The 20,729-nt window shown below is 45.9% G+C and carries 15 protein-coding genes; 12 read left to right on the forward strand and 3 right to left on the reverse strand.

Annotated elements, in window-relative coordinates; genetic code table 11:
- Positions 1–241: 241 nt before the first annotated feature.
- Together QZ938_RS16850 and QZ938_RS16855 are read right to left on the reverse strand one after the other, a co-directional pair.
- A complete protein-coding gene (locus QZ938_RS16850; RefSeq protein WP_293351950.1) occupies positions 242–3,223 on the reverse strand; it encodes a HEAT repeat domain-containing protein in 2,982 nt (993 codons plus the stop codon).
- Positions 3,224–3,415: 192 nt separating this feature from the next.
- A complete protein-coding gene (locus QZ938_RS16855; RefSeq protein ID WP_293351952.1) occupies positions 3,416–3,664 on the reverse strand; it encodes a type II toxin-antitoxin system MqsA family antitoxin in 249 nt (82 codons plus the stop codon).
- Positions 3,665–3,905: 241 nt separating this feature from the next.
- Between QZ938_RS16855 and QZ938_RS16860 the strand changes: the two genes are divergently transcribed.
- From QZ938_RS16860 to QZ938_RS16895, 8 genes are all read left to right on the forward strand, one after another.
- Positions 3,906–4,718: an ABC transporter ATP-binding protein gene (locus tag QZ938_RS16860; protein ID WP_293351954.1), complete on the forward strand. Its 813-nt coding sequence runs from the start codon at positions 3,906–3,908 to the stop codon at positions 4,716–4,718.
- Between the two features lie 313 nt (positions 4,719–5,031).
- Positions 5,032–5,769: an ABC transporter ATP-binding protein gene (locus tag QZ938_RS16865; protein WP_293351956.1), complete on the forward strand. Its 738-nt coding sequence runs from the start codon at positions 5,032–5,034 to the stop codon at positions 5,767–5,769.
- Positions 5,766–6,626 (forward strand): DMT family transporter, encoded by an 861-nt coding sequence (locus QZ938_RS16870; protein ID WP_293351958.1) that lies wholly within the window; start codon positions 5,766–5,768, stop codon positions 6,624–6,626. The genes QZ938_RS16865 and QZ938_RS16870 overlap by 4 nt, the downstream gene beginning before the upstream one ends.
- Positions 6,627–6,922: 296 nt before the next feature.
- A complete protein-coding gene (gene cobN / locus QZ938_RS16875) occupies positions 6,923–11,347 on the forward strand; it encodes a cobaltochelatase subunit CobN (RefSeq protein WP_293351960.1) in 4,425 nt (1,474 codons plus the stop codon).
- A gap of 61 nt (positions 11,348–11,408) precedes the next feature.
- Entirely contained in the window at positions 11,409–12,845 is a 1,437-nt protein-coding gene (locus QZ938_RS16880) for a hypothetical protein (RefSeq protein WP_293351962.1), read from the forward strand.
- A gap of 211 nt (positions 12,846–13,056) precedes the next feature.
- Positions 13,057–14,604 (forward strand): hypothetical protein, encoded by a 1,548-nt coding sequence (locus QZ938_RS16885; protein ID WP_293351964.1) that lies wholly within the window; start codon positions 13,057–13,059, stop codon positions 14,602–14,604.
- A 220-nt stretch (positions 14,605–14,824) separates the two neighbouring features.
- On the forward strand, positions 14,825–15,745 hold the full coding sequence (locus QZ938_RS16890) for an NAD(+) kinase (RefSeq protein WP_293351966.1): 921 nt from the start codon (positions 14,825–14,827) through the stop codon (positions 15,743–15,745).
- 403 nt (positions 15,746–16,148) lie between these two features.
- Entirely contained in the window at positions 16,149–16,634 is a 486-nt protein-coding gene (locus QZ938_RS16895) for a hypothetical protein (protein ID WP_293150231.1), read from the forward strand.
- A gap of 50 nt (positions 16,635–16,684) precedes the next feature.
- On the opposite strand, the gene QZ938_RS16900 is transcribed toward QZ938_RS16895, so the two are convergent.
- Positions 16,685–16,810: a hypothetical protein gene (locus QZ938_RS16900; RefSeq protein WP_293150229.1), complete on the reverse strand. Its 126-nt coding sequence runs from the start codon at positions 16,808–16,810 to the stop codon at positions 16,685–16,687.
- On the opposite strand from QZ938_RS16900, the gene QZ938_RS16905 reads away from it, so the two are divergent.
- The 4 genes from QZ938_RS16905 (at position 16,803) to QZ938_RS16920 (ending at position 20,722) form a co-directional block, all read left to right on the forward strand.
- A complete protein-coding gene (locus QZ938_RS16905) occupies positions 16,803–18,773 on the forward strand; it encodes a carbamoyltransferase (RefSeq protein WP_293150227.1) in 1,971 nt (656 codons plus the stop codon). The genes QZ938_RS16900 and QZ938_RS16905 overlap by 8 nt on opposite strands.
- A gap of 139 nt (positions 18,774–18,912) precedes the next feature.
- Positions 18,913–19,320, forward strand: a complete 408-nt coding sequence (locus QZ938_RS16910) for an SxtJ family membrane protein (protein ID WP_293150225.1) — start codon at positions 18,913–18,915, stop codon at positions 19,318–19,320.
- The gene (locus tag QZ938_RS16915) at positions 19,321–19,485 is read left to right on the forward strand and encodes a DUF5989 family protein (protein WP_190734603.1); all 165 of its coding nucleotides are present in this window, start codon (positions 19,321–19,323) and stop codon (positions 19,483–19,485) included.
- A gap of 4 nt (positions 19,486–19,489) precedes the next feature.
- Positions 19,490–20,722: an SGNH/GDSL hydrolase family protein gene (locus QZ938_RS16920; protein ID WP_293150221.1), complete on the forward strand. Its 1,233-nt coding sequence runs from the start codon at positions 19,490–19,492 to the stop codon at positions 20,720–20,722.
- Positions 20,723–20,729: the final 7 nt, after the last annotated feature.

Genomic DNA, 20,729 nt, shown 5'->3' on the forward strand with positions numbered 1-20,729 from the left:
AATTCATTTCAGAAGGGATAGTCTACCCGGACAGGGCAGACTTGATTACCTGTTCTATCATACATTCCCCCCTGACAATTAATCCACCCTGCCTAACCCCCCTTAATAAGGGGGGGACAAGATTCTGCTCAAAGTCCCCCTTCTTAAGGACAAGATTCTGGTCAAAGTCCCCCGACCTAAGGGGGATTTAGGGGGATCGAGATATCTGCAACGACCCATTAAATTGATAACGGATGTGATATTAAGGAGATACAGGCACTGCGGTAATTGTTACATTATAGCGCGATGTGATTTGTTGTGGCAGAAAATCAGTATCTTTTGCACCGCTAATTTCATCGAGATAGCAATCTTTTACTGCTAGCATAAAGCCTTTGATTCCTTCTGGTGAATTTTGGGAGTCTGCTATATTCAAAAAATCTTGCCATTTACTCTCATCAGTGCCGTTAATATCTAGCAAATGCAACGCGGCTAAATACTCGGCTACCGGATCTAAAGCAAAGTGAATTTGGTCGTGGGCGACACCTTTTGTTTGGATGATTCTGAGTTTCTCTTCTAAATACTTGATTCGCGATTCTGGATTCTCTGCACCCAGAGCAATTATCGCATTTTTAGGGTTTGCTGCTGCGGGGCGATAGGTTGACTTCAGGCATTCCCAGGCGATGATTTTAGCATCTTTTTGGACGGTGGAATCGCTGATCTTATCCTCTGTTACGCTGTGGTTGACTTGGTTTAAATAGTGCAGCATTAACTCGGCAATGTTATCTGGTAAATTGCCGTCAGTTGTGCCTTCTTTCTTGGCAATCAGTTGGTCGGCATAGAGTTTGGCTAGCAAAACGGTGATGTTTCTGTCGCCTGCGATTGTTGATAGTTGGATACAGGCATCGAAAAATTCAGTATCGCTGCTGAATAAGTCGCGCTTTTGCCGTTGGCTGAGATAGCTTTCCATGAACGATGACAATCGATTTCCGGCAATGCGGAGGGGTTTGATTGTGGTCTTGGTAACTTTATCTAAATCTTCTTGCAGCCGCGAAGTTACCAGCAAAGCATTAACAGAAAAATCTGGCATTCCCGGTTTAATTGCTGTTCGTGTTTGTTCGCTCATTTCTGAGAAATGATCGACGATAACTAGAATGCGCCGCTGTTTGAGCAATTGTTGTAATAATTCTTCAGAAATCGGCTCGGCAGTGTCGGTTAAATCTTGCAATTGACCGCGAATTGCTTCGATGAATGGCTGTTTGCCTTCTGTTACTTTTATGTTGAGTTCTTCTTCGATCAGAACTGGCAGCATTCGATGACTGCAAATACGTTCTTCAGGATTATCCGACATCGCCCATTTGCCAATCTGACAAGCTAAACTGGTTTTTCCGGCTCCCCCTTCTTCCCAAATCAACAAACAGCCGCGCTTTTGAGCAAATGTGGGCTGCAAATCTTTGCCTTTCAAAGTTGCAATTGTGTTGTTGTCGAGGATGACGGGAATGGGGACGAAAATTTTGCGATCGCGCACTGTTTCCCGCTTCTGAAATTCGTTTCGCGTGGCTTGGATGTGTGCTGTCACCCAAGCATCGAGGACTCTGGGATGATATTTGAAAAATATCAAGTTGCCGAGGGATACGTCTGTGCCGAGAACTGGTATTTTGAAGCCGATCGGTTTTAAGGTTTCATAGATTTTTAGCAGCCACAGTGGACGGATGGCAAAGGTTCCGAAGAGTAAAAATAAGTATATTCCGGTTCCCCAGATGTAGGGATTTTGGATAATTGATTTTACGAATAGGCGATCGTTTTGTTCGGCTTTGAGAACATTGATGTATACACGGAGATTTGCGATCGTTGATTGTGAGAAATCAGCTTTAGGTTCTGCCAAAATTTTCAAGGCTGATTCTAAGTTTGATACAGCCTGATTTAAATCCGGTGAAGTTAGCGTCTTTGCCTTTTCTTGAAGGCTAAGAGCAATACTCACCAAGGCATCGGCGGCACTGATACGCACATTTGCATCGGAGTTTTTAAGCAGGGGAATTAGCTGCGGTACAGCAGTCTTAGCTTCAAAACCGATACTCCCCAAAGCAGAGGCTGCACTGATACGCACATTTGCATCGGAGTCTTTAAGCAGGGGAACTAGCTGCGGCACAGCATTTTTAGCTTCTGCACCGATACTTCCCAAAGCAGAGGCTGCACTGCTACGCACATTTGCATCGGAGTCTTTAAGCAGGGGAACTAGCTGTGGCACAGCAGTTTGAGCTTCTGCACCGATTCTCCCCAAAACATCGGCGGCACTGATACGCACATTTGCATCGGAGTCTTTAAGCAGGGGAACTAGCTGCGGTACAGCAGCTTTAGCTTCTGCACCTATTCTGTCTAAAGCAAAAGCTGCACTGTCACGCACATTTGCCTCGGAGTCTTTAATCAAGGAAACTAGGTGTGGCACAGCATTTTTAGCTTCTGCACCGATACTCCCCAAAGCAAAGGCTGCACTGATACGCACATTTCCATCGGAGTCTTTAAGCAGGGGAACTAGCTGTGGCACAGCAGTCTTAGCTTCAAAACCGATACTCCCCAAAGCAGAGGCTACACTGCCACGCACATTTGCATTTGAGTCTTTAAGCAGGGGAACTAGCTGTGGCAAGGCGGTTTTGGCTTTTGCACCGATACTCCCCAAAGCAGAGGCTGCACTTCTACGCACATTTGCATTTGAGTCTTTAAGTAGGGGAACTAGCTGTGGCAAGGCAGCTTTAGCTTCTGCACCAATGTTCCTCAAGGCATAGGCCGCACTGATACGCACGTCTACATCCGAGTTTTTGAGCAGCACAATGAGCTGCGGTACAGCAGTTTTAGTTTCTGCACCGATGTTCCCCAAGGTATAGGCAGCACGTACCCGCACATCAGAGTTTTTTAATGCTTTAACAAGGGCAGGAATAGCAGGAGAACCAATTCTTACTAGAATTTGAGCAGCACTCCGGCGGACTAGCAAATTTTTATCCCGCAAAGCTTCAATCAAAGCGGGGATAGCTGGTTTACCTATTTTTGCTAACTTCTCAATAGCTCCATCAAGTTCCCTTTCATCATTAGTTTTTAACTTCTCAATGAGGGAGGCAATCTCTTTGGGACTAACCTTCGATGCGCTTATTTTTTCAGCCGCAGCATTCCGAGTCAACAGCAAAGGCGATGTGAAAGATAGAAACGAGAGGGCAATTACGGCAACTAATCTTTGTCGGTAGTGCTTCGTCATGGGCCAGAATCCTTGTATTTGATGAGCCGTCTCAGCCATTTGAATCATTGTATCTACATTCTCATCAAATTGGTTTCCAGAGTTCGGGCGATCTAAATTTGTACTTGTCTGTGGTGAAATCGATCGCCCTAAATCCTGCTTAAAAAGGGAGACTTGAAGAACATTCCGGTTCCCTGCTTCAAAAACAATTATTTACGTGTAACTCTTGCTGGGGATTTGAATATATGAATCCGGCATTTCATTCTGCTGGTGAATAGCAAAGAAACGGTGCTCAATTTCTTTAAGAACCGCTGCATCATAATAAATCATGCCACAATCCAGACAAATCTCAACAGGCGTGTTAGGAACTAGCAAGTATTTACCTTGATGGCTGTAAAGGTAATTGACTCTACGTTCTTCATAGCGGTTGTTACCGCAGGTATTGCATTGAATTTCTCGCATTAGTCTATTATACTTAAGTCTAACAATACTCCGGACAGTTTTTGGAACGATACTACAAGCTTTACAGGCTAAGGATCGCGATAAAGTCGAATTAAATGCAAGTCAGGGGTGGACATGACTTTGATTTAATTATCCACAGTGGCTCAAAGTCGTAGAGGATAAGTCATTCAGTCATAGAAAAAATGTCCGAAGTATTGTAAGTCTAAGGCATAATTAGATAATCACTATTTTATCATATTTGATGAGTTCCGAACCCCTTACCCTCTCAAAAACCAATCCGGTTTTAGCAGCCCAAGGATTGACTCGTCGCTTTGGCGGTTTAATTGCCGTCAACGACGTATCTTTTACAGTTGAAAAACACGAGATATTTGGACTGATCGGCCCTAACGGCGCAGGCAAGACTACCCTATTTAATGTAATGACTGGATTGATACCTGCTTCTAGTGGCAATCTGATTTATCAAGATGAAAATATTTCCCAATTGAAACCTCATCAAATTGCGAATAAAGGTATTGCCAGAACATTTCAAAATATCCGGTTGTTTGGGGAACTTTCGGTTAGTGAAAATGTCGCGATCGCCCGACACATCCACAGTCGATCGCAAAATCCGGTATTATCGCTACTATCGGGGATTTTCGGCTTACCAGAATCTAACGCTATGGAGCGCGAAACCCAGCGAAAAGCGTTGGAATTGTTGGATTTGGTCGGTTTGGGCGATCGCGCGGGCGAACAAGCCAAAAACCTGCCCTACGGCGACCAGAGGCGTTTGGAAATTGCCCGCGCCTTAGCCCTGGAACCGCAAATCTTGCTGTTAGATGAACCAGCAGCGGGGATGAATCCCAATGAAAAGCATAAATTAAGCGAATTTATCCGAGAAGTGCGCCAAAAGTTCAATTTAACTGTAATATTGATCGAGCATCACGTACCGCTGGTTATGGGATTGTGCGATCGCATTGCTGTATTGCATTTTGGTCAGCTTATTGCCTTGGGTGAACCTGCAATTGTGAGGAATAATCCGGCGGTAATTGAGGCTTATTTGGGAGACGAAAAATAACTAATAAAACCTGGCGATTGGAACCCGGCGATTGGAAATCGCGGCGATTGGAAATCGCGGCTATACAAACAATGTCCGCCTCCGCGGACTAAGAGTAATATTAAAAACTCACATATTGCATCATTTTTACGCATTCTGTAGGGGCGGGTTCACAAACAATAATTGCCTAAAATCGATAATCCCATAAACCCGCCCCCGCCCAACAGAAAATCCCAATCTGTAGGGGCGGGTTCACCAATAATAATCGCCTAAAATCGACAATCTCGTAAACCCGCCCCCCCAACGACAAATCTCAAACTCAAAGTCACATAAAATGCACGATATCCCCCCAAAAACCACCCAAAATATTCTCTTAGAACTCAAGAATCTGTGTGTAAACTACGGCGGAATTCAAGCCCTGCAAAATATCAATCTCACGATTAATGCAGGCGAAGTTGTCAGCCTCATCGGTGCGAATGGTGCCGGCAAAAGTACGACACTTCGGGCTATTTCCAAAATAGTTAATTTGCGCCAAGGACAAATTATTTATAACGGGCGCGATATTACCCGTCGCCAAGCCCACGAAGTTGTCAAACTCGGAATTGCCCACAGCCCAGAAGGGAGGCGGGTTTTGGCGCAGCAAACGGTGTTGACAAACTTAGAATTAGGGGCCTATGTACGATCGAACTCTGCCGAAATCAAAGCAGATTTAGACTACCAATTTAAACTATTTCCCAGGCTAGCAGAACGCCGCAGCCAGCTAGCAGGAACCCTCAGCGGTGGGGAACAGCAAATGCTGGCGATCGCCCGCGCCCTGATGTCGCGCCCCAAACTGCTATTATTAGACGAACCCAGTTTGGGTTTAGCGCCCGCCATAGTCAAAGAAATCTTTGCAATTATCCAACATTTGCGCTCCACAGGCGTTACAATCCTGTTGGTCGAACAAAACGCCAGTTTAGCATTGCAAATTGCCGATCGAGGTTATGTACTAGAAGCTGGTAACATTACTCTGACAGGCATTGCATCAGATTTGCTAAAGGACGATCGAGTTAAGAGGGCATACCTAGGTTGATTTGGTTAATTTTAGGAATCTTGACCGCTTTTTTTGAAGCAGTTAAAGACGTTTTTAGCAAGCAAAATCTCAAAAAAAGCGACGAATATGTCGTTGCTTGGTCGCTGTCATTCTTTTCGGTGCTCTTTTTAACTCCCTGGGTAATTTATACCGGAATTCCGGCATTAAACACTCAATTTTGGATTGCCTTATTAATCGGAGGTAGCATCAACGCTGTCACGGCCGTTCTCTACATCAAAGCCATCAAAGTATCGGATTTATCTCTCACAGTACCGCTGGTAGCTTTGACACCGTTATTCATGTTGCTAACTTCACCGTTAATTGTCGGCGAATATCCCAACTTTTTTGATTGTATTGGAATTTTGCTAATCGTCGCAGGTTCTTATTTATTAAACATCAAAGAAAAATCGCAAGGATATCTAGCCCCATTCAAAGCACTGCTGAAAGAACCGGGGCCGAAATTCATGTTAATCGTCGCCTTTCTGTGGAGTATCACCTCAAATTTTGACAAAATAGGCGTGCAAAACTCATCCCCTATTTTTTGGTTGTTCTCTTTATTCGGTACAATGAGTGTATTGCTACTCCCAGTTTTGCTGCACAAAACCCCAAATCCCAGCCGCAAAATCCTGAAACAATTACCGATGTTAGCGGCTATGGGATTTTTCAACGCTATTGGAGTGCTTTGTCAAATGCAAGCTTTGACATTAACTTTGGTAGTGCAAGTAATAGCTATCAAACGTACTAGCGTGTTAATGGGTGTATTGTTCGGCCATTTCATTTTCAAGGAAAAAGATATTCAACAAAGATTGTTAGGATCTGCTATCATGATTCTGGGAGTTTTCTTTATCACCTTATGACTTTCCCTGGTGCATTTAAAAAATCTAGCTGTAGGGTGCGTCGCCGGCGATAAATACCTAACTAAGTATCGACCATCTGAAAGCGACGCACCTCGGTTATTTAAAAGCGAGTCTAATATAATTCATCAAAATTTTTGCTATAAAAGAAGTGTTGGGTTTGTTTGATAGACTATTTTGTCAGGTGCGTCGCGATGAGATTGTCTGTATTTTTTAAGGATTTTCTGCAAGCGACACACCCTACGTCTAATTGTACCCGTTATATAAGTTTGATTGTAGTTTTTATAGAGGAAAAACTAATGCACAAAATAGCAGCAACACCAGGAGGCTGGAACCCCCAAGCCGAAGGAGTAATATTCATCCAACAAACCCCCGCACCAATAGTATTTATTAGCGCCGCGGATACAGATATTCAAACCCTCGCAGCCGCCGCATCAAAACTACCAGCAGGATTTCCGAAACTCCGGGCGGTGAATCTGCTGCAATTGCAACAACAATTAACGATTGACACCTATGCAGAAGAAATTTTAGAACGCGCCGAAGTAATAATTATCAGGCTGTTGGGAGGGCGTTCCTATTGGTCTTACGGCTTGGAAATTCTGCGGGAAACTGTAGAAAAAACCCAAGCCAAACTGATTGTAATGCCCGGTGATGACAGTCCCGATCCAGATTTAATTAGTCATTCAAATGTATCGCTGTCAGCAGTCAATCAACTGTGGCGCTATTTCACAGAAGGCGGAGTCCAAAATTTTGTTAATGCACTAGAATTTGCCGCCGATACTTGTCTCAAAACTGCTTACAATCCACCCCTACCGCAAACAGTTTCCCGCGTCGGAATTTATGAATGGGGAGGACGCGGGGAGGGCGTAAAAGAGGGCGGGCACGGGGGCACCGCCCCTACAAGTGACTCGTTCCTAGGTTCTGCCTGGGAACGCACATCCAGAGGCTCTGCCTCGGTTGTAACTGACAATTTATTAACCGCTCGACTATCTCCAGAATTTCCAGATAATTTATTAAATGTACCAACCCACGCGAAAGTCGGAATCTTATTTTATCGCGCTCATTATTTGTCTGGAAATTTAGCACCGATAGATGCACTTTGTCAAGCCTTATCAGAGCGAAATTTAGTACCCGTTCCCGTGTTTGTATCTTCCTTGCGAGAACCAGATTTGCAACTAGAATTGCTGGAATACTTTCAACCGAAAGACGCAGAACCAATTCAATTATTGCTGAACACGACAAGTTTTGCAATCTCCGGTTTCAACAGTCCCGACTCAGAACAAAATACTTTAAAATTATTAGATGTTCCAGTATTGCAAGCCATCTTCAGCGGTGGCGGTTTGGAACAGTGGGAAAGCGAATTGCAAGGACTTTCGCCGCGCGATGTGGCGATGAATGTAGCTTTGCCAGAAGTAGATGGCAAAATCATTACTCGGGCTGTTTCTTTTAAGGCTGTACAAACTTGGAACAGCGAATTAGAAACAGATGTGGTAGGATATGTCGCTGCGGACGATCGCATTTCATTTGTAGCAGACTTAACGGCGAAGTGGGTGAAGATGAAGCAAACCCCCGCCGCCAACAGACGCATCGCCATAATTCTCGCCAATTATCCCACCCGCAACGCCCGTTTAGCTAACGGCGTCGGCTTGGATACGCCCGCTAGCTGTGTGGAAATCCTGAAAGCATTGCAGGAAGCCGGTTATCGAGTAGATAACATTCCCAGCAGTGGCGGTGAGTTAATTGAAATGCTCATTTCCGGTGTGACAAATGACCCGGAAGGACGGGAATTGCGGCCTGTTAATCAATATTTGGATTTGGCAGAATATGAAGAGTATTTTGCAACTTTGCCTCAGCAAGTACAGGATGGAATTTGTAATAGATGGGGATTGGCGACTGGGGAAAGAAGGACTGAAGTCCTTACTACGAACCTGGATGCGTATCTGTTTCCGATTCCGGGGATTCAGTTTGGCAATGTATTTGTGGGAATTCAACCGTCGCGGGGATACGAAATTGACCCTAGTTTAAATTATCACGCGCCGGATTTGGAACCAACTCACAATTATCTCGCTTACTATTATTGGCTGCGGGAAAAGTTGGGAATTGATGCGATAATTCATGCGGGAAAACACGGGAATTTAGAATGGCTTCCCGGTAAAAGTGTGGCACTATCTAATAAATGTTATCCCGAAGTCGCATTGGGCGCGCTGCCGAATTTCTATCCGTTTATTGTCAACGATCCGGGGGAGGGTTCCCAGGCAAAAAGACGATCGCAAGCCGCGATCATCGACCACCTCACCCCGCCGATGACTCGCGCCGAACTTTACGGGCCTTTGCAGCAATTGGAAGCCTTAATCGACGAATATTGCGAAGCCCAAAGCTTAGATCCGTCCAGATTACCGATGATTCGCGATCGCATTGTAGCCCTCACCAACCAGGAAAATCTAGATAAAGACTTAGGCATCCAACTCAATAAATCCGAATTTACCGAGTTTATCACCCGCACCGACGGTTATCTTTGCGAACTCAAAGAATCCCAAATCCGCGACGGATTGCATATTTTTGGTCAATGTCCCCAAGGCAGACAGTTGCGAGATTTGATAATTGCGATCGCCCGCCATCCTAGCACAAATCGCATCGGCTTAACTCGCGCCCTCGCCAAAGACTTAGATTACGATTTCGATCCCTTAACCACCGCAGGCGATTTAACCGCAGAATTAGAAGCAAAAGCCGCAGAATTAGTAGATGATTTAATCAAAAATATCCGCGTTCATCCGCATCCACCTGCGGTTAAAATTGGAGAATCAACCCAACAAGAATTAGATTGGATTGCCAATTATCTTTTACCATCACTCCTCCAAACAAACCAAGAAATCACCAACCTGTTGCGCGGACTAGATGGGAAACACATCCCCAGCGGTGCATCCGGCGCACCCACCCGCGGCAGGCCCGATGTATTGCCCACGGGCCGGAATTTTTACTCGGTAGATATCCGCGCCATTCCCACAGAAACTGCTTGGAGAGTTGGCAGAGTTGCAGCCGAAACTTTAATCGAAAGATACACTCAAGAAAATGGCGAATATCCCAAAACTTTGGGTTTGTCAGTGTGGGGAACATCGACAATGCGGACAGGCGGAGACGACATCGCTGAAGCCCTAGCATTAATCGGAGTTCAACCAATTTGGGATGGGCCTTCGCGCCGGGTTGTAGATTTTGAAATCTTGCCTGTTTCTGTTTTGGGGCGGCCGCGCGTTGATGTTACTTTGCGGATTTCTGGCTTTTTCCGCGATGCTTTTTTTAATTTAATTGATTTGTTTGACTCGGCTGTCAAAGCTGTCGCGGATTTAGATGAACCTACGGAAGACAATCCTTTAGCAGCACAAGTTAAACAAGAGATTTTGGATTGGGAATTGGCTGGTTTGAGTCGGGAAGATGCCCAAGCGCGATCGCAATTTCGAGTCTTTGGTTCAAAGCCGGGTGCTTATGGTGCGGGACTTCAGGGCATAATTGAAGCTCAAAACTGGACAGACGACGGGGATTTAGCAACAGCTTACATTAATTGGAGCAGTTACGCCTATACAAGTACCCCCTCCACTTCTTCTGGTAAAGATGTGGCTAATGCCAACTCTTCTCTTTCTTGTCCCCCCCCTTTACAAGGGGGGGCTAATTCCAATTCTTGTCCCCCCCCTTTACAAGGGGGGGCTAGGGGGGGTGAATTTAGCACTTCACCACCAGTCAATACCGCCCCAACCCCCCCTTACCAAGGGGGGGCTAATTCCAATTCTTGTCCCCCCCCTTTACAAGGGGGGGCTAGGGGGGGTGAATTTAGCACTTTACCACCAGTCAATACCGCCCCAACCCCCCCTTTACAAGGGGGGGCTAATTCCAATTCTTGTCCCCCCCCTTTACAAGGGGGGGCTAGGGGGGGTGAATTTAGCGCTTCACCACCAGTCAATACCGCCCCAACCCCCCCTTACCAAGGGGGGGCTAATTCCACCAATACCCCCCCAACCCCCCCTTATCAAGGGGGGGCTAATTCCACCAATACCCCCCCTTATCAAGGGGGGGCTAATTCCAATGCTTCTCTTTCTTGTCCTCCCCCTTTACAAGGGGAGGCTAGGAGAGTTGAATTTACCGGGAGTGAATGGGGATGTTCGGCGCCCGAAGCATTTACCAAACGCCTCGGCCAAATGCAAATTGTGCTGCAAAATCAAGACAACCGCGAACACGATATTCTCGACTCCGACGATTACTATCAATTCCAAGGCGGAATGACTGCGGCAATTCGCAATTTGCAAGGGAAAAATCCTGAAACCTATTTCGGCGATAACTCGATTCCCGAAAATCCAAAAGTGCGACAACTGCGAGAAGAAATTGCGCGGGTTTATCGCAGCAGGGCGGTAAATCCGAAATGGATTGAAGGGGCGATGCGCCACGGTTATAAAGGTGCTTTTGAAATTGCCGCCACTGTCGATTTTTTGTTTGCTTACGATGCGACGGCGAATTGCGTTGAAGATTTTATGTATGAAGGAATTGCACAGGCTTACATTTTTGATGAAAAAGTTCAGGGATTTATTCAAAAAAACAATCCTTGGGCGCTGCGAGATATGGCGGAAAGATTGTTAGAAGCTCGCCAGCGGGGGTTGTGGGAGAGTGCCAGTCAGGATATCATTGATAAATTGCGATCGATCGCCCTGGAAGCCGAAGCAGTCATCGAATCGCAGTAATTTGTTAAGCGATTGTTACAAAGGTTGATCGATTTGAATCTATAAAATTTGGATGCAGAGCATGAGAATTCAAAAAGAATGGCAAATTTTTTCAGTGTTTTTAGGTCTATTTGCCCTACTGACAAGACCAGTAGCAACTAGCAACGATGCTTCCAGGTTAGCCACGATTGAATCTCTCGTAGATTTCCATACCTTCATTATTGACAATTCCCGATTTATTTGGACTATCGATAAATACTTATACCAAGGCCACTTCTACTCTGACAAGCCTCCTATTCTATCCATATATGGTTCATTCTTTTACGCTCTGCTGAAGGTGTTTGGTATCTCTTTCAAAAATCAATTCATGCTCACTAATACCCTACTGATAATTTTAGTTGTAGGGGTGGCTACAGCCACGGGCATAGTCTATTTGTACAGGATATTTAAGTTTTTGGCAGTAGAGGAAACATGGATAGATGTAGTTATAATAATTGCTGGTACAGGAACTCTGCTGCTACCTTACTCAACCGTATTTAGCAATCATGTAGTTAGTGCAAGTTTACTGATGGCAGGATTTTACTATTTGCTCAGGGTCAAAGAAAGTATTAGATATTCTTTGCTCTCAGGTCTGTTAATTACACTGGCTGGGAGCATTGATGTAGTAGCTTTTATTTTTGTCCCGTTTTTCGCTGTCAGCTTTTTCAATAAACCTCTGAAATCAAAGATAGTTTTTGCTTTGGCTGGCGCTTTAGTCATGGTGATTTACTTACAGTTAAATTTTTACACGTCTGGTAGCCTGCGGCCACCTTCCATGAATCAATCCCTGTGGGAATATCCAGGTTCTGCCTTCGATAGCACAACCCTTTCAGGCTTAGCATATCATTCAAATTTTCCAGCCCTTTTGAATTATGCTTTTCACATGATAATAGGTCATCGAGGCTTAATTTCTTATACTCCTATTCTGGTATTCTCGATTTTTGGTTTTGTGAAGATTTTACGAAACAAAGAATTCAAGTATCGCCAAGAATATCTATTAATTCTTTTGGCATCATCCGCCTACGTCCTGATGTACATTCTGCGTTCTAACAATTACAGTGGGTATTCTTATGGAGTCAGATGGTATGCCAATCTTATGTTTTTGCTCTGCTTACCGTTAGCTCAAATCAGCGAGGATATCAAAAGTTCCAAGAATTTGAGAAAAGCTTTTATATTTGTGAGTTGTCTGTCGATTATCATCTCTTTTGTCGGTGTAAATCATCCTTTTGTAGCGGTTAGCGAACAGCATCCGAGTTCATTTTTAAATGCTTTGATGTACATTTTTAAGCCAATAGATACTCAAATTTACGGCGACAACCAGGCTATGAAACTGTCATTTTCGCACTCTTTGCTATTTGCACTCAAGCAGTTAAGGGTAATTGTCATAGCAGCTCTTGCTGGTTTGTCGTGCTATTTATTAGTGAATCGTGTCAAGCAATTTGTAGCAAACAGACCTTTGGTTAAGAGTTCGATAGATTAGAAAGAATCTCACAATCTAAAATCCCAAATCTAAAATCTCAAATAGATCGTCCTTGCAGCCACAGCCGTCATGAAATCCGACACCGAAATACACAATTAAGTCAACAACGGCTAAACAAACAGGACACCCAGATCCCTGCATCACTCTCAGAAGTCGCGGAATTTAACATTTAAGGTAATATCTAGTAATGTTTCGCGATCGGTGAAAGTGTATGATTCGCCGCTACATTGCTAACCTCAGCACTAGCATCTTTCAACGTGCTGGCGCCGCTGTTGCTTTACTCGCCTTAACCGTCGGATGTTCATCAACAAAGCCGCCCAACACCACAGCGCCCTCTCGGACGATCGCATCTTCCTCCGTCCTAGCACAGCCTCCAACGTCTGTGTTAGCCAAAAACCCCAATAAACGCCAAAAATCCATCAGCGTTCCTTCCTGTGCCCAAAACGACCCCTTTGGAGATTCAGTTAACTTTGCCACCAAGGCCGCCAATTTGGCTCAATCAGCCAATTCAAAACAAGAGTGGGACGAAGTAGCAGCCCAATGGGTGCAAGCGGTAGCCTGGATGCAAGCGGTTCCCCCCGGTAGTCCCAGGCGGGCGTTTGCTGAAAAAAAAGTCACCGAGTACATGAAAAATCTGCTTTATGCACAACAGCAAGCGGGCGCAAGTCGATCGCAAGCCAGTACAGTGAGCTTCAGCAGCGATTTACTCGACGAACAGCTAGAACTATACCTATCCTACGTTGCAGCGGTCGGGCCGCCAGATGTTTTGATTGTCGGCAGTTCCCGGGCGTTGCAGGGCGTCGATCCCAAACAGCTAAAACAATCTTTGGCTGCTAACGGGAGTCCGGGTTTAAAGGTATTTAACTTTGCAGTCAACGGCGCAACTGCCCAAGTTGTTGACTTTCAACTGCGACGGCTGTTGAAACCCGAACATTTACCTCAAATGATTGTCTGGGCGGACGGCGTGCGCGCATTTAACAGCGGCCGGGACGATCGCACTTTTAATTCGATCGTCGATTCTGAAGGCAGCCAGCTTTTAGCAGCAGGCGTTCGCCCCAAACTCCCGTCTGGTGAACCTAACGTGACGCCCCAGTGTTACAGATTCCCGCAGTCTTGTAAAACCGATGGCGACGGCATTTTCCGCCGATCGCAGGCATCGGTCGATCGGGCTTTTAGGGGCGGGCAAAATGCCCAACCCCTACTCCCCACAGTCAAATTCCTCACAAGTGGAACAGGCATCTTGCCTGTTGCCCAGAATGCAGTATCACAAACAAAAGTAGCAATCAGACAAGTCAGCCAATTGGCAGATGCGATCGACTCTAACGGATTCATGCCTATGTCGGGAAGTTACAATCCCAACACATATTATCGACAACGCGCTTACGTTTCAGGCCAGTACGATCGCGACTACGAAGACTTCAACCTCGGCGGCAAACAAGCAACAGCCTTTAATTCAGTCGTAGCATTTACCAAAACTCGGAAAATCCCCCTAATTTTCGTCAATTTGCCCCTCACCGACGACTACTTAGATTCCACTCGTCGGTGGGCCGAACAGCAGTTTAGACAACGAATGCAGCAACTCTCGCGACAAAAAGGTTTCGCCTTCCGCGACTTGTCCCAGCGGTGGCCAAATCGCAACGACTATTTCCTCGATCCCAGCCACCTCAACCGTTTTGGGGCGATCGCAGTTTCTCGCATCCTCGCCTCCGACACCAGCATTATTTGGCCGCAGCCCAAATCCCGAAGTATTGATGGATGATACGATTTGCGATGAGGAACGACTGATTGTATCAGGGTTTGGAGCTTTCCTTCTTCGCAGTGCGAACGTCCCCGCTCGCGGCCAGAAACCATCCCCGCGAGCGGCCAGAAATGCAGTGCGAGCGTCCCCGCTCGCGGCCTTCTCCTCCCCGCTCGCGGAGATTCAGTCTAAAATCTCAATAATCTAAAATCCCAAACCCCAAATCCCAAATTCCAAGATTGTGCAACTAAAACAAGTAATTATCGCCCACAAAGCCCGAGACACCCTCAGCCAGCGGTGGGCAGAACAATGTGCCCGCCAGTTAGAAAATCGCGGCTGTCAAGTTTTAATGGGCCCCAGCGGCCCGAAAGATAACCCGTATCCGGTGTTTTTAGCTTCTAGCAGCAGCCCGATCGATCTAGCCGTAGTTCTCGGTGGCGACGGTACCGCCCTGGCGGCAGCCCGGAATTTGTCTGCTGACGGCATCCCGATTTTAGCTGCGAATGTCGGCGGACATCTGGGTTTTTTAACCGAGTCTTTTGAGGATTTCCAAAATACTGAGGAGATTTGGGATAGGCTGGCCGAAGATAGGTATGCCGTGCAGAAGCGGATGATGTTGCAGGCGGCGGTTTTTGAGGGAAACAGAACTAATCTCGAACCCCAAAGCGATCGATTTTTGGCACTGAATGAAATGTGTGTCAAACCTGCTTCTGCCGATCGAATGCCGAGCTGTATTCTAGAAATGGAAGTTGACGGCGAAGTAGTCGATCAATATCAAGGCGACGGTTTAATTGTGGCAACTCCTACCGGTTCGACTTGCTACACCGCATCTGCCAACGGGCCGATTATCCACTCGGGAATGGATGCGATCGCAGTTACTCCGATTTGCCCTTTAAGTTTATCCAGTCGGGCTGTAGTTTTGCCGCCCGGTTCCGTCGTCAGCATTTGGCCCTTAGCAGATTACGAACTCAGCACAAAACTCTGGATGGACGGCATTTTATCTACAGCAATTTGGCCGGGACAGCGCGTAGATGTGCGGATGGCCGACTGCGAAGCCAAATTTATCATTTTGCGGGAAAACTATTCTTATTACGGCACATTGAGGGAAAAACTTCAGTGGGCCGGAGCCCGAATTCGGTACACCAACAATCACCGCAATTAATCGAAGTTTGATTAGGTACGTTGTTGCGCTTCAGCGCTCTTTTCCACAATCTATAAAAGAGCGCTTTAATTAGGTACGTTGTTGCGCTTAAGCGCTCTTTTCCACAATCTCTAAAAGAGCGCTTCAATTAGGTACGTAGTTGCGCTTAAGCGCTCTTTTCCACAATCTCCGAAAGAGCGCTCAAGCGCAACTACGTACCTTAAGATTTGGACTGAAGTTTGATTAGTTCTCTTTTCTACAATGTCCGAAAGAGCGCTCAAGCGCAACTACGTACCTTAATTTTGGACTTAAGTCCGATTAGCGCTCTTTTCCACAATCTCCGGAAGAGCGCTCAAGCGCAACAACATACCTTAGGATCGAACTCTGTTAAGATCGCTGAATATCTTGACAAGCAGCCCGATCCATGCAGACTCTCAAACCATCAACCCGACCTTTCAACCATCAAGATACATATCCCTGCCCTGTCTGTCGCACCGGTCAAATTTCCACCATGCCGATGATGGAAGCCCTCGGTTGCAACTTCTGCCAGCACATTTTTACCGCCAGCGAAGAAAGACAATTACTGAAAATGGCCGATCGCCAACCGCCCGTAACATGGCACTGGGACGGCAAAAAATGGATAGGAGCACACCTCGAAGGCACCGAATTCGGATGGTCTTATTTTGCCGCCGCGATCGGTCTAATCTTCCTTCCCACTACCTTGCTCGGACTTTCAGCTTACTATTTTCCTCCGGTTCCCGGCAGCCGTTTGTCGTGGTTCCCGGCAGCTTGGACGGGCTTAGCCTTTTTGTCCCATTTAGGCATAGTGCTGTGGTTGGTAGCTGAATTTTATCAATTTCCGGTGGGCACTTACTTCAGAGCCTGGGCGCGCAGGATTCGTCGGCGCTAGCTGGATGTTGTCAGACGCGCGATCGACCTCAGCCGCCCACCAACATCAATTCAGCTAAAATTAGAGGCGATCGCAAAACTCAACTCCAAATCTGCACCACTAAAGCTATAATCGTTAGCTATTCTAAATACATCAGATACGAGCGCATAGCGATTTGTGAGGAGAGCGATGAACATACTTGGAATCTCGGCGTATTACCACGACAGCGCCGCCGCCTTAATTCGCGATGGAGAAATTATCGCCGCAGCGCAGGAAGAAAGATTTTCCCGCAAAAAGCACGACGCCAGATTTCCCAAGAATGCGATCGCCTATTGCCTAAAAGAAGCGAACATAGAATTGCGGGAACTCGATCGCATAGTCTTTTACGACAAACCATTAGTCAAATTTGAGCGCCTGCTAGAAACTTACCTAGCCTACGCACCCAAAGGTTTTCGCTCTTTCCTCACCGCCATGCCCATCTGGCTGAAAGAAAAGCTTTACCTCAAAACCATGCTCAAAAGAGAGCTCGCAGAAATGGCAAACTGCAAAAGCAACAAACTGCCATCTCTGCTATTTACCGAACACCACCAATCCCACGCAGCCTCAGCATTTTTCCCCAGCCCCTTCCAAAAAGCCGCCGTTTTGTGCCTCGACGGCGTAGGTGAATGGGCAACAACCTCAGTCTGGCTAGGAGACGGCAACCAACTCACACCTCAGTGGGAAATCGATTTTCCCCACTCCTTGGGCTTGCTTTATTCAGCTTTCACCTATTACACAGGCTTCAAAGTCAACTCTGGTGAATACAAACTCATGGGTTTAGCGCCCTACGGCGAACCCAAGTATGTAGACAAAATTCTCACCCATTTAATCGACCTCAAAGATGACGGAACTTTCCGTTTAGACATGGATTATTTCAACTACACTGTTGGCTTAACCATGACAAATCAGAAATTTGACGAACTGTTTGAAGGGCCGCCGCGCAAAGCTGAAGGAAAATTAACTCAGCGGGAAATGGACATTGCAGCATCCATTCAAGTTGTTACAGAAGAAGTTGTTTTGCGGCTGTGCAGAACAGTTAAAAAAGAATTGGATGTAGATTATCTTTGTCTTGCCGGCGGTGTTGCTCTTAACTGCGTTGCTAACGGCCGACTCTTGCGGGAAGGTATTTTCAAAGATATTTGGATTCAACCTGCCGCCGGAGATGCTGGCGGTGCTTTGGGCGCGGCTTTGGCGATTTGGTATCAGTATTGCGAACAAACTCGTACTGTTGCTGATGAGCTACTCGCAGTAAATAAGATTAAGGAGGAGAGGACTGAAGTCCTTACTACGAACGAGGAGAGGACTGAAGTCCTCACTACCAACCAAGCTGTAGCAACTGTGGCGAAGTCTGTCACTCATTTAACTTGTCACGACAAAATGCGCGGTTCCTATTTGGGGCCAAGGTTTAATGACACAGAAATTCAGGAATATTTGGATGCTGTCAAAGCTAGCTATCATCGATTGGACGATGCCGAATTGATGCCGCAGTTGGCGGAAATTTTGGAACAGGGAAACGTCGTCGGATGGTTCCAAGGGCGGATGGAATTTGGGCCGCGAGCTCTGGGCGGGCGATCGATTATTGGCGATCCTCGCAATGCTAAAATGCAGTCCGTGATGAACCTCAAAATTAAATATCGGGAATCATTTCGACCTTTTGCACCGTCAATCTTAGCCGAACGAGTTGCCGATTATTTCGAGATTGACCATTCCAGCCCTTATATGCTATTAGTAGCTCCAGTCAAAGGCAGTCTCCGCATTCCCATGACTGCGGAACAAGAGCAGTTGTTTGGCATTGAAAAACTCAACATTCCGCGATCGGAAATTCCGGCTGTCACCCACGTCGATTACTCCGCCCGCATCCAAACTGTTCACAAAGAAACCAATCCTCGGTACTATGACTTAATCAACCATTTTGAAGAGCGATCGGGCTGTTCGATTTTAGTAAATACTTCATTCAACGTCCGAGGCGAACCAATTGTTTGCACTCCTGAGGATGCTTACCGCTGTTTCATGCGTACCGAAATGGATTATCTGGTTTTAGAGAATTTCTTAATTCCTAAATCGGAACAAATTCCTTGGAAACAAGATGAAGCTTGGAAAAATGAATTTGAACTAGATTAGTTATTAGTTATTGGTTATTAGTTATTGGTTATTTGTGATTTGTTGGTGTGAATGACTGATAAATGACTAATACCTAATACCTAATACCTAATGCCCAATGCCCAATGCCCCATTCCCAATGCCCCATTCCCAATTTCTAATGAGCGACGAAATAAAAAAACTCGATAACAAAGGCCTGCGCGATTTCGGCCTGCTAATTGGCGGCTTAATTGCAGTGCTGTTCGGTTTAGCAGTACCTTTGCTGCGGCGCGATTCTATACCTTGGTGGCCCTGGGCGATCGGCGCAGTGCTAATTGTGTTAGCATTGGCTGCGCCGAAATCGCTCAATCCCATTTATCACGGGTGGATGTGGTTTGGACTTACCCTCAACAAGATTGAAACGCCGATCGTGCTGGGGATAGTTTTTTACCTGATAATTTGGCCGATGGGAGTTATCAAAGGCATATTTGGCGAAGATGCAATGCGACGCAAACTTAATCCAAAAATGGATACTTACCGCGTCCAAAGTAAAGAAAGAACAAAAGTTAGTATGGAGCGTCCTTTCTAAGTGTTTGAATCAACATTAGACTTTCTCAAAGATTTGTGGGCGTTTATGAAGGAACGCCAAAAATATTGGTTGCTACCATTAATTGTGACTTTAGTCTTTTTAGGAGCTTTGATTGTATTGAGTCAGGGTTCTGTAATTGCTCCGTTTATTTATACCCTGTTTTGAAAGAATGAGCAAGTTGAAGACTTTGGGTGTCAATTTAGGTTTGACACTCGGCGGTTTATTAATGGGGGTGGTAATTGGTGAAATTGGATTGCGAGTTGCTAGAGTTGAGGGCTACCCAAAAATAGGAGATGTTGTAGACTCCGCGCCAACTCGTTTCCATACTTCCGATCGCGATTTGGGTTGGAAGCTCAAACCCGGTGTGTCCGGCGAGTGGAATGGGGAAGGTGCGAGTTTTGTACGGGTGAATAAGGACGGTTTGCGCGATCGCGAACACACCAAAACCAAACCTCCCAATACCTTGCGCGTCGCAGTTTTAGGCGACTCTTTCACCGAAGCAATTCAGGTACCAGTCGAACAAACTTTCTGGTCAAAATTAGAACGAAAGCTAGGTAACTGCGACGCCGTTAAGGGACGCAAAAAAGTTGAGGTCATCAATTTCGGCGTTCAGGGTTACGGTACCGCTCAAGAATTGATGATGCTGCGGAAAAAAGTATGGGATTACAGTCCTGATATTGTAGTCCTGGCATTTTTTATTGGTAATGATGTAATTAACAATTCCCCGCAACTGGAATACGACCATTATCGACCATTTTTTGTGTACGATACTAGCGGCAAGTTAGTACCAGATATGTCTTTTCGCAATCTGCCGCCGATCGCCCGCAACGAAAGAGCAGTTTCCTTTGTAGACAGGATGCCCAGTTTTTTGGTCAACAATTCCCGAATCTTGCAGGTGATTAAAAAGGTAGATTTAGATAGGAAAAAGCGGCAGTTATCTGGAGATTTTACCGCCTTGAGCAGCAAAAACTTCAACCCACCTCAGGATGCTGTTTGGAAAGATGCCTGGAAGGTGACAGAGGGTTTGATTGTGACTATGCACAATGAAGTCGTGCAGAAAAAAGCTGATTTCTTGGTTGTGACGATCGGCGATCCGATCCAAGTTGGACGGGATGTCAAGATCCGAAAAGATTTTATAACACAAAACAACATTCAGGATTTGTTTTATCCCAATAGGCGGGTGGAAACATTGGGTACGCGCGAAGGTTTTCGGGTACTGAATTTAGCCGAACAGTTTCAAGGCTACACTGAAAAATATCAAGTTTGCGTCCACGGTTTTGACAATTCTGTACCCTGTGGCGGACACTGGAATGAGCTCGGGCATCGATTGGCAAGTATTAAAATCAACCAGAATTTGTGCGAAAATTTGAAGCAGTCTCAAGTCCCCAAAAAACAACCGTAATCAATCA

The organism is Microcoleus sp. CAWBG27 (assembly GCF_020883145.1).
Lineage (GTDB): Bacteria > Cyanobacteriota > Cyanobacteriia > Cyanobacteriales > Microcoleaceae > Microcoleus.